This is a genomic window from Macrococcus epidermidis (assembly GCF_024205965.1).
Lineage (GTDB): Bacteria > Bacillota > Bacilli > Staphylococcales > Staphylococcaceae > Macrococcoides > Macrococcoides epidermidis.
The window spans coordinates 2470041-2480757 of record NZ_CP073819.1; the positions used below are offsets into that span (position 1 = coordinate 2470041).

General features: G+C 34.9%; 12 protein-coding genes. All 12 read right to left on the reverse strand.

The genetic code is table 11. The features are described from left to right. Positions 1-7 precede the first annotated feature (7 nt). Positions 8-1108, reverse strand: a complete 1101-nt coding sequence (gene ychF / locus KFV12_RS13200) for a redox-regulated ATPase YchF (RefSeq protein WP_111716975.1) — start codon at positions 1106-1108, stop codon at positions 8-10. A gap of 12 nt (positions 1109-1120) precedes the next feature. Next, a complete protein-coding gene (locus KFV12_RS13205; RefSeq protein ID WP_111716973.1) occupies positions 1121-1312 on the reverse strand; it encodes a DUF951 domain-containing protein in 192 nt (63 codons plus the stop codon). After that, complete coding sequence (locus KFV12_RS13210) at positions 1302-2189, reverse strand: mechanosensitive ion channel family protein (RefSeq protein WP_436970151.1); 888 nt, start codon at positions 2187-2189, stop codon at positions 1302-1304. The genes KFV12_RS13205 and KFV12_RS13210 overlap by 11 nt, the downstream gene beginning before the upstream one ends. A 9-nt stretch (positions 2190-2198) precedes the next feature. Next, positions 2199-3047, reverse strand: a complete 849-nt coding sequence (locus KFV12_RS13215) for a ParB/RepB/Spo0J family partition protein (RefSeq protein ID WP_239242225.1) — start codon at positions 3045-3047, stop codon at positions 2199-2201. Continuing rightward, positions 3040-3801 (reverse strand): ParA family protein, encoded by a 762-nt coding sequence (locus KFV12_RS13220; RefSeq protein ID WP_111716969.1) that lies wholly within the window; start codon positions 3799-3801, stop codon positions 3040-3042. The genes KFV12_RS13215 and KFV12_RS13220 overlap by 8 nt, the downstream gene beginning before the upstream one ends. Before the next feature lie 112 nt (positions 3802-3913). After that, the gene (gene noc / locus KFV12_RS13225; protein WP_111716967.1) at positions 3914-4759 is read right to left on the reverse strand and encodes a nucleoid occlusion protein; all 846 of its coding nucleotides are present in this window, start codon (positions 4757-4759) and stop codon (positions 3914-3916) included. A gap of 47 nt (positions 4760-4806) precedes the next feature. Then, positions 4807-5523 carry a 16S rRNA (guanine(527)-N(7))-methyltransferase RsmG gene (rsmG, locus tag KFV12_RS13230; RefSeq protein WP_254256950.1) on the reverse strand — a complete coding sequence of 239 codons (717 nt, stop codon included), beginning with the start codon at positions 5521-5523 and terminating at the stop codon, positions 4807-4809. Then, positions 5524-7398 carry a tRNA uridine-5-carboxymethylaminomethyl(34) synthesis enzyme MnmG gene (gene mnmG, locus KFV12_RS13235; protein ID WP_254256951.1) on the reverse strand — a complete coding sequence of 625 codons (1875 nt, stop codon included), beginning with the start codon at positions 7396-7398 and terminating at the stop codon, positions 5524-5526. It abuts the gene before it with no gap. 12 nt (positions 7399-7410) lie between these two features. Beyond that, complete coding sequence (mnmE, locus tag KFV12_RS13240; protein WP_111716962.1) at positions 7411-8793, reverse strand: tRNA uridine-5-carboxymethylaminomethyl(34) synthesis GTPase MnmE; 1383 nt, start codon at positions 8791-8793, stop codon at positions 7411-7413. Between the two features lie 131 nt (positions 8794-8924). Then, positions 8925-9740 carry an RNA-binding cell elongation regulator Jag/EloR gene (jag, locus tag KFV12_RS13245; protein ID WP_254256952.1) on the reverse strand — a complete coding sequence of 272 codons (816 nt, stop codon included), beginning with the start codon at positions 9738-9740 and terminating at the stop codon, positions 8925-8927. 21 nt (positions 9741-9761) lie between these two features. Further along, positions 9762-10109, reverse strand: a complete 348-nt coding sequence (rnpA, locus tag KFV12_RS13250) for a ribonuclease P protein component (RefSeq protein ID WP_111716958.1) — start codon at positions 10107-10109, stop codon at positions 9762-9764. A 103-nt stretch (positions 10110-10212) separates the two neighbouring features. After that, positions 10213-10350 (reverse strand): 50S ribosomal protein L34, encoded by a 138-nt coding sequence (gene rpmH, locus KFV12_RS13255; RefSeq protein WP_041636245.1) that lies wholly within the window; start codon positions 10348-10350, stop codon positions 10213-10215. Between the last annotated feature and the right edge of the window lie 367 nt (positions 10351-10717).

A 10717-nucleotide genomic window follows, 5' to 3' on the forward strand; every position in this document is an offset into this window, starting at 1 on the left:
TGTTTAATTATACGTTAAATCTAAAATGAACAACGTCGCCATCCTGCATGATATAGTCTTTTCCTTCTAAACGTACACGACCCGCTTCTTTTGCAGCAGTCATACCATTATGTTCAATTAAATCATCATAGCTTACAGTTTCTGCTCTGATAAATCCACGTTCAAAGTCAGTATGAATGATTCCTGCACATTGTGGTGCAGTCATACCACGTTTAAACGTCCACGCACGCACTTCTTGTACACCAGCTGTAAAGTAAGTAGCAAGACCTAATAAATGATATGAAGCTTTGATCAATTTATCTAACCCAGATTCTTCAATACCCAAATCTGCTAAATATTCTTTTTTATCTTCTTCATCTAATGCCGCTAACTCTTCTTCAATACGCGCACTGATAACAATGACTTGTGAACCTTCATTATCAGCATATGCTTTAATTGCTTTTACATGTTCATTTTCTTCGCCTGCCACTAAATCATCTTCAGATACATTTGCCACATATAACATTGGCTTTGCAGTTAACAAGTGCATACCTTTAACAATTTTCTCTTGTTCCGGAGAAAATTCAATACTTCTTGCAGGACGTTCATTTTCTAGAGCTTCTTTAATAATTGCTAAGATTGATTCTTCAACCATTGCATCTTTATCTTTTTGTTTTGCCATCTTCTGAACACGTGCGTAACGTTTCTCAACAGATTCTAAATCCGCTAAGATTAACTCCATATTGATAACTTCGATATCATCAACAGGATTTACTGTTCCTGATACATGCGTGATATTCTCATCTTCAAATGCACGAACAACTTGACAAATTGCGTCAACATCACGGATATGAGATAAGAATTTATTTCCTAACCCTTCACCTTTAGAAGCACCTTTAACGATACCAGCGATATCAGTAAATTCAAATGCTGTTGGTACTGTCTTTTTAGGTGTTACTAATTCAGTTAATTTATCTAAACGTACGTCTGGTACTTCAACGATACCAACGTTAGGATCAATCGTAGCAAACGGATAGTTCGCTGCAAGTGCTCCTGCCTTTGTAATTGCATTAAATAATGTTGATTTTCCTACGTTTGGTAATCCTACAATTCCTGCTGTTAAAGCCATAATTTCTTCTCCTTATTCGGCCTGTGCCGTTATCTTTTTAATTTTTTTATTGAATTCTTGTCTTGGCAACATAATACTACGACCGCAACCTTCACATTTAATACGGATATCCGCACCTAAACGAATTACTTTAAACAGTTTCTCTCCACACGCATGTGGTTTCTTCATTTCAACAATTGTATTTAATTCATAATCATTTTGCATTGTGATCATCCTTATTTGGTTGATTGTACATAACAACACGTGGCATAGGTACGTGAATGCCATTTTGATCTAAAAATTCTTTAATATCACCACGTAATATTCTTGAAACTTTCACATGATTATTCGGTAAAGTTTCTGCCGACATTCTTATTTTTGTTTCTCCTGCACTAACCATTTCAACACCTAACATTTCAGGTGCTTTTACTAAATCAGCATATTTCTCAGGTAATGTTAGTAAATACGGCTGCAATATGGATTCTATATGCGAAATATTTTCTTCACTTGATACGGAAATATCGAAGATTGCAATCGAGTTATTCACCGAGAAGTTTACAATTTCATTCATTGTGCCATTAGGCAAAATCGTAAGTTCACCTGTAAAAGATTTAATACGTGTTGAACGGAGACCAATAGATTGAACAGTCCCCTCTGCAACAGTAGTACCTGTTGTATTTATTCTAACATAATCTCCAACATCAAATTGATTTTCAAAGATAATAAAAAAGCCAGTAATAACATCTTTGACCAAAGTTTGTGCTCCAAACCCAATGGCGATACCCGCAATACCAGCCCCCGCAATAATACTTTCGACTTTCACACCAAAGTTACTCAGTATTGTCGTTAATACGATAAACCAAATCACATACGATGCAATATTTTGCAGTAGTTTAATCAAAGTTGTGTCACGCTTCGTTGATTGGGATAAATATGTTTTACGCCTTACTCTAAAAAATTGTTCAATGAATTTATGTACGACTCTAATGACAATAACGGCGAATAACAATAAAATAATCGACCATAAAATATCTGTCCCAATACTAATCCATAGTTTTGAATCAAAAAAGGTACTTTCTATTTCATTCATAATATCGTTCACTACATTCACCTACTGTGTATTCTCTAACAATGCAATAAGACGATTAAACTCTTCTTCAGAAGTAAACTCTATTGCAATTTTTCCTTTTTTACGTGATTTAGAAATTTCAACTTTTGTTCCTAAATGACGCTTTAAGTTTTCTTCATGTTTCACAAGAAACACTGGTTTTTTCTTTTCTTTCTTCGGCTTAGCTTCTGTATGATTTAAATCTTTAATATATTTTTCTAGTTCACGTACGCTCATCGATTCAGCGATTACTTTTTTAGCAACTGAAATCATTTCTTCTTCTGATTTTAGTCCAAGTAATGTACGTCCATGTCCGCCTGAAATTTTCTTTTGATCAATTAAATCTTTAACCGCCTGTGGTAAATTCATAAGACGCAGCATATTCGCAATATACGGTCTTGATTTACCTAAACGATCTGCTGTTTCAGCTTGTGTTAAATTCAATTTATCCATTAGAAATTGATAGCTCTTCGCTTCCTCCAGTGGATTTAAATCTTCACGCTGTAAATTCTCAATCACCGCAAGTTCCATCATTTGTGTATCAGTTAATTGCTTAACGATTGCCGGAATCTTTACTTTACCTGCTAATTTACTCGCTCTAAAACGTCTTTCACCTACAACAATGTCATAACCTTTCACTGACTTACGTACAACGATAGGTTGCAGTACACCATGCACCTTAATCGATTCACTTAATTCGTTCAATGCCTGCTCATCAAATTCATGACGCGGCTGATATGGATTTGGTCGTAATTCTGAAAGACTGATATCTTCTACTAATTCATCCTGCTGGTTTTCCTGGAAAAGTGCATCTAAGCCCCTTCCTAATCCTTTACCTAAACCTCTAGCCATGGCGTACAACCTCCTCAGCTAAGCTCTTATAAGTCTTAGCTCCCGTTGAACGGGCATCGTATACATTGATCGGTTGCCCGTGAGAAGGTGCTTCTGATAATCGGACATTACGCGGAATAATCGTATCGTATACTTTTTCACCAAAGTGGTCTTTTACTTCTGCAATCACGTCATTACCTAAATTCGTACGTGCATCCAGCATCGTTAATAATACACCTTCAATTTCAAGCGATTGATTTAAATGGCGTTGTACTAAACGAATTGTATTCAGTAATTGACTCAAACCTTCTAGCGCATAGTATTCACATTGTACAGGGATTACGATTCCATTCGCTGCAGTAAATGAATTGATTGTGAGTAAACCTAATGAAGGTGGGCAATCAATGATGATATAATCAAAATCAGTATCTAACTCTTTAAATGCATATTTTAAACGTACTTCTCTGCTCATCGCAGAAACTAACTCAATTTCAGCTCCAGCTAATGCAATATTAGCTGGAATGATATATAAGTTTTCAACCGCTGTTTCTAAAACACATTTATTGATATTTACATCTTCAACAAGCATGTCGTACACTGAATTTTCTACGTTATTCTTATCTACACCAACACCACTCGTGGCATTACCTTGAGGATCAGTATCTACTAATAAAACTTTTTTACCAAGTTCCGCTAATGCAGCACTTAAGTTAACTGATGTTGTCGTCTTACCAACTCCACCTTTTTGGTTTGCGATGGCCAATATTTTTGTCATCAATATTCTCTCCTACTCATGTTTTTCATATAGTAACGATTATAACAATTTTATCGAATTTCTGCACAGACAATCCGTGAACAGAAAAAAGCGGATGAAAGTATCATCCACTTTATTGATTCATATCATTCTTAAATACTTTTATAGAAATTTCATAGAAATTTTCATACTCGGTATCTTTACGTTTTACTTTTACGCCGCTTTTCTCAACTGCTTTTAAACTTTCACCGATTGTATTGAATGCAAGCTTTAAATCTCTCGTAAAGCCAATACGTTTAGGTTTCACATCTTCTCCACCCAACATACGCTTAACACGTTCTTCTGTCTGCTTCACATTTAAATTTTGGCTTTTAATAATGTCCAGCATCTTTTTTTGTCCAACTTCATCTAATGCAAGCAATGCTCTGGCATGTCGTTCTGTAATTTGCTGCTTGCTCAATGCATCTAAAATCGGTTGAGATAAGCGTAATAGTCTTAACTTATTCGCAATAAACGACTGGCTTTTACCTAAACTTGTCGCAAGATCCTGTTGCGTAATACCATCTAAGTCTAATAACTTCTTATAAGCTTCCGCTTCTTCAACAGCTGATAAATTTTCACGTTGAATATTTTCGATTAAAGCAATCGCAGCAGTTTCTTTGTCATTCATTTGTTTAACAATTACTTCTGTTTCAGCAGTGCCATTGAACTTTAATGCACGGAAACGTCTTTCTCCGGCAATAATTTCATACATACCTTCTTCAATTGGACGTACAACGATAGGTTGTAATAAACCATATGAACGAATGGATTCTGCTAATTCTTTAATCTTTTCTTCATCAAAAATTTGTCTTGGTTGATATCTGTTCGGTACAATGCGTTCTACTGGAACTGTAACGACATTACCGTTCTGACGTTGTACTTCAACATCTTCTTCTTTATCTTTTAGTCCAAATAATTTAGAAAAGGGTTTTTTCATATCAATCGACTCACTTTCACTTCAAAATACGATAACAATTTAATATCTTACTTTAATAAAGGCTCTTTATTCGGTGTGCCTGGTTTGCGTGGATATTTTTTAGGTGTTTGACGTTTCTTTTCAATATCTAAAATATAACGCATACTATCTTCTTCTGGTAGCGTTAAAGGATGATTATGAATGACTTCTCCACCTAAAATTGAAATTGCAAATAAACCTTCTTCAACTTCTATTTCACCTTGGGCACCTTTTAACGCTATAAAATGACCACCTTTTTTAACAAGAGGTAGACATAATTCACTAAGTACTGAAAGACGAGCAACTGCGCGTGCTGTTACAACATCAAATGATTCACGGTACTCACTCTTACCAAACGTTTCAGCACGATCATGAATAAATCGAACGTTCGTCAAATCAAGTTCTGCACTTAAATGATTTAAGAAGTTGATGCGTTTATTTAATGAATCAACGATTGTCACTTCAAGATGAGGGAACATAATTTTTAATGGTATGCTTGGAAATCCAGCACCTGCACCAACATCACAAATGGATTGAACCTTCGTAAAATCATAATAGAAACTTGGTGTAATTGAATCAAAAAAGTGCTTTAAATATACTTCTTCTTTTTCAGTTACAGCAGTTAAATTCATTAGCTTATTCCACTCTACTAAAGTTTCATAGTAAATTGCAAATTGTTTTTGTTGTTTTTCAGTGATAGTAAAGCCTTTTTCCTGTAATTTTTGTACGAATTGCATCTCGTTCATCTAGTTCACCCTTTTAATTTTTCCCTGTTCAATATAGACTAATAAAATTGAAATATCTGCAGGATTCACACCTGAAATTCTTGAAGCCTGAGCAATACTTAAAGGTTTAACTTCCTTTAATTTCTGACGAGCTTCTGTCGCTAATGAATGAATATCATCATAATCAATATTTTCTGGAATTTTTTTATTTTCCATACGTTTTACTTTTTCAACTTGTTGTAATGACTTTTGAATGTAACCTTCGTATTTCGTCTGGATTTCTACTTGTTCAGCTACTGCTTCATCCACTGTAATATCACTGTCAATAAGTGACACAACTGAATTATAATCCATTTCAGGACGACGTAATAAATCAATCGCTAAAATACCATCTTTTAAAGCAGTTCCACCACGCGATGCAATCATACTTTGTGTCAACGCATTTGGTTTAATGCGCGTATCAGTTAAACGTTTTATTTCCTCGGAAATAGCAGCTTTCTTTGCAATAAATTTAGCATAACGCGCTTCATCTATCAAACCAATTTCTTTCCCGATTTCCGTTAAGCGTAAATCAGCATTATCATGACGTAATAATAAACGATGTTCTGCACGACTTGTAAGTAGTCGATATGGTTCATTTGTACCTTTCGTTACTAAGTCATCGATTAATACACCAATGTATGCTTCGTGACGCCCTAAAATTAACGGTTCGTGATTTAATACTTTTGCTGCAGCATTAATACCAGCCATCAAACCTTGACCTGCCGCTTCTTCATATCCACTCGTTCCGTTAATTTGTCCCGCAGTAAATAAGCCATCTATCTTTTTCGTTTCAAGTGTTGGCCATAATTGTGTAGGAACGATTGCATCATACTCAATCGCATAACCCGCACGCATCATGTCTGCTTTTTCTAGCCCAGGAATGGATTGTAACATTTGAAGTTGCACATGCTCAGGTAAACTTGTAGATAAGCCTTGTACATAGACTTCTTTCGTATTGCGTCCTTCCGGCTCTAAGAAGATTTGGTGACGTGGTTTATCATTGAAGCGCACGAATTTATCTTCAATCGACGGGCAATAACGTGGACCTGTTCCTTTAATCATGCCTGAATACATCGCTGATAAATGTAAATTATCATCAATCACTTTATGTGTTGCAGCATTCGTATATGTTAACCAGCAAGGTAACTGATCTAAGATGAACTCAGTCGTTTCGTAACTGAATGCACGTGGTACTTCATCACCAGGCTGAATTTCAGTTTTAGAATAATCAATTGTATTGCCATTCACACGAGGTGGTGTTCCCGTTTTAAAGCGCACAATATCAAACCCAATTTCACGTAAGTGATCTGCTAATGTGATTGATGGCATTTGGTGATTTGGTCCTGAAGAATATTTAATGTTACCTAAAATAATTTCTCCACGTAAGAATGTCCCTGTTGTTAATACAACAGCATCTGCATAATACGTTGTACCAATAATTGTTTCGACACCTTTTACTTTATCGTCTTCTATAATTAAACGCTCAACCATACCTTGCATAATATCTAGGTTGTCCGTATTCTCAATAACATCCTTCATTTCTTGTTGGTAAAGTACTTTATCTGCTTGAGCACGTAATGCACGCACTGCAGGACCTTTACCAGTGTTTAACATACGCATTTGAATATGCGTTTTGTCGATTGTTTTAGCCATTTGGCCACCTAAAGCATCTATTTCTCGAACAACAATCCCTTTTGCTGGTCCACCTACCGATGGATTACATGGCATAAAAGCGACTGAGTCCAAATTAATTGTTAGCATTAAAGTCTTTGCATCTTTTCTCGCTGCAGCGAGTCCCGCTTCAACACCTGCATGACCGGCACCAACAACAATTACATCATATCTTTGTTCCAAAATGTTTCCTCCTTATTTTCCTAAACAGAACTGGCTAAATAACTGATCGATTAAGCCGTCTGCAACAGACTCTCCAATCACTTCTCCAAGCAATTCCCAAGTTTTTATTAAATCAATTTGAATCATATCTATTGGCACGCCACTTTCAGCAGCCATAATAGCATCACTGATTGATTGTTTAGCGTCTTTTAATAAACTAATGTGTCGTGCATTTGAAACATACGTCATATCTTGATTCGATACTGTACCTTCAAAGAATAGATCACGAATCTTTTCTTCTAACTGTTCTATACCACTTTGGTCAACCATCGATGTCATCACAATTGGTGTATTTACACCAACCATTTGTTTCACCGCTTCAATGTCTAATGCTTGTGATAAATCTGTTTTGTTAATAATAACGATAACATCTTCATTTTTAATGACTTCAGCAAGCTGATAATCACTTTCTGTTAATGCTTCATTATAATTTAATACGTAAAGAATTAAATCAGCTTTGCTTAAAGCCTCGCGACTACGTTCAACACCAATCTTTTCTACAATATCGTCTGTTTCACGAATACCTGCCGTATCTACTAAACGTAAAGGTACGCCGCGTACGTTTACATATTCCTCTAATACATCACGTGTTGTTCCTGCGATTTCCGTAACTATTGCTTTATTATCTTGAATTAAATTATTTAACATTGATGATTTACCTACATTAGGTTTACCAACGATAACTGTTGATAATCCTTCACGTAAGATTTTACCTTGCGTACCAGTTTGTAATAAAGACTCAATGCTCGTCTTTATCTTCTCAGCTTCTGCTAATAGAAATTGATTCGTAGCTTCTTCTACGTCATCATATTCAGGATAATCAATATTAACTTCTACTTGTGCTAGAATTTCCAGGATTGATTGACGCAATCCTTTAATAAGTGTGCTAAGTCGACCTTCAATTTGCTGCATTGCAACTTTTGAGGCACGATCTGTTTTAGAACGAATAAAATCCATTGTCGCTTCTGCTTGAGATAAATCAATACGACCGTTCAAAAATGCACGTTTTGTAAATTCTCCTGGCTCAGCTAACTTTGCACCATTCGATAATGTTAGTTCTAGTACACGATTAACCGTCATAATACCACCATGACAATTGATTTCAACAATATCTTCTCTTGTATAGGTTCTAGGTGCACGCATTACTGCCACCATTACTTCTTCAACAACGTCATTTGTCTCAGGATCAATAATATGGCCGTAATTTATCGTGTGTGAATCAACATTGATTAATTTATGCTTACCTTTATATATCTTGTCTGCAATATTTATCGCTTCATCTCCAGAAAGTCTAACGATAGCAATGGCCCCTTCTCCCATTGGTGTTGAAATACTTGAAATTGTGTCGAATTCCATACATTGATCCTCCTTTAAATGTCCATTTGTTGATTGTAGTTTGAAATGTTAAAAATGAAAACACTTTTGCTTTAAATAAACAGATTAACTCTAAAAACTTAATGTTTTTAGAGTTAGTCAGAGTTATAGAATTAACGTGCTTTAATGACTAAATAACGGTGAGGTTCGCGACCTTCTGAATATGTTTCGATATTCTCGATATTGGTCAATATTTGATGCATAATTTTTCGCTCATAATTCGGCATAGGTTCAAACTTTACCGGTTTACGTGTAGCAACTGCTTTTTTTGACATATTTAATGCGAGATTTTGTAACGTTTCTTTACGTTTCTCACGGTAATTCTCGATATCCAGCGTCACAGTCATATAACCTTTTTCAATATGGTTATAATAATTTTGAGCAAGCAACTGCAGACTATTTAATACTTGTCCGCGCTTTCCGATAATTCGTCCAGCGTCATTTGATTCCAAATTAATTACAACTTCACTATTATTCTTAAAGCTGCTTGTAGCAGAAGTATTAATACCCATTTCCTGAATAATAGCCGTGATATATTTTTCAGTTTGATTCAGTGCATCTGTTTTTGCTTGTTGTTTTGATAGCGACTCTTTTTCAGTAGTAGCAATTATAACTACATCAGTATCAATAACCTTTTTATCGTCCGATTGTTCATGTTGCACGCGTTCAGTCTTAATCGTTTGTTCTTCTGTTTCCTGAGTTATGTATTCACTTCTATTTTTAACTGCTTCAATAGTAGAAAGCTTCTTTAATTCAGGATCAATTACAGTAAGTTTCACTTCTGCATCAGCTTTGCCAATACCAAAAAAGCCTTTCTTTCCTGGGTGAATAACATCAATCTTTACTTGTTTTTCTTGCAGATTTAATTCATCAAGTCCTTGTTGAATCGCAAGTTCAACAGTACCGGCTATATAATTTTTCTCTAACACAGGCATACCTCCATCATTAGATTAACTGATTCTTTTATTAAAACCTTTCGCAATCTTCATGACATGCTCCAGACTCTTATGAATCTCTTCAACTGTCATATCTTTTGAAGGGTTTCTGGCAATAACAATAAAATCATCTTTAATGATATCTTGTTTATGGCGCGTAAAACTTTCTCTAATCGCTCTTTTTATACGATTACGTGTCACAGCATTTCCAATTTTTTTTGACACTGAAATGCCTAATCTAAAATGCTCATTTTCCTGATTTCTTAGTCTATAGATGATAAATTGTTTATTAGCAACGGACTTACCTTGTTTATAAACTTTTTGAAAATCATCATTTTTTTTGATTCGATATGCTTTTTCCACGATACACCAACTTCTATCACTAAATAGATACTTTTATTCATTATACTAGAATACAGACCTGTTTTAAACAAAATAAAAAAGACCACTGAATTGTTCAGTGATCTTATGCTGATAATACTTTTCTACCTTTACGACGACGACGCGCTAATACGTTACGGCCGTTTTTTGTGCTCATACGTGCACGGAATCCATGAACTTTACTATGTTTACGTTTATTTGGTTGATAAGTACGTTTTACCACTAAAAACACCTCCATTAATTTATATTTCATCTATCGAATTTCGTCTAGTGATTTACAGTAACTATTGAAGTATATCAAAAGCGACGTCTAAAATCAACCTGTTTCTAAGAACAGATTGAAAGAAAGATATCCACTTATCCACATTTATTCACAGATTTTTGTGGATAATCATAAATCAGATTTAACTTATTCTATAGTTATTCACATCCTAAATCACATATTCAACTTTACTTTTAAAGTCCAATGTGGTTAAGTATATGTTTGTGGATAAGTCGATGTAACACTTGATATTATAATCTTTTTTTGATAAGATTTTGATATGTTTCCTGTGGATAAAGAATTAGTTTATGACTTTTATCCACATTTT

Bases quoted from the DNA above. Each gene is read 5' to 3' on its own strand.
- rsmG (WP_254256950.1), bottom strand. From the start codon at position 5,523: ATGAACGAGATGCAATTCGTACAAAAATTACAGGAAAAAGGCTTTACT.
- noc (WP_111716967.1), bottom strand. From the start codon at position 4,759: ATGAAAAAACCCTTTTCTAAATTATTTGGACTAAAAGATAAAGAAGAA.
- KFV12_RS13205 (WP_111716973.1), bottom strand. From the start codon at position 1,312: ATGCAAAATGATTATGAATTAAATACAATTGTTGAAATGAAGAAACCA.
- ychF (WP_111716975.1), bottom strand. From the start codon at position 1,108: ATGGCTTTAACAGCAGGAATTGTAGGATTACCAAACGTAGGAAAATCA.
- mnmE (WP_111716962.1), bottom strand. From the start codon at position 8,793: ATGGAATTCGACACAATTTCAAGTATTTCAACACCAATGGGAGAAGGG.
- KFV12_RS13220 (WP_111716969.1), bottom strand. From the start codon at position 3,801: ATGACAAAAATATTGGCCATCGCAAACCAAAAAGGTGGAGTTGGTAAG.
- KFV12_RS13215 (WP_239242225.1), bottom strand. From the start codon at position 3,047: ATGGCTAGAGGTTTAGGTAAAGGATTAGGAAGGGGCTTAGATGCACTT.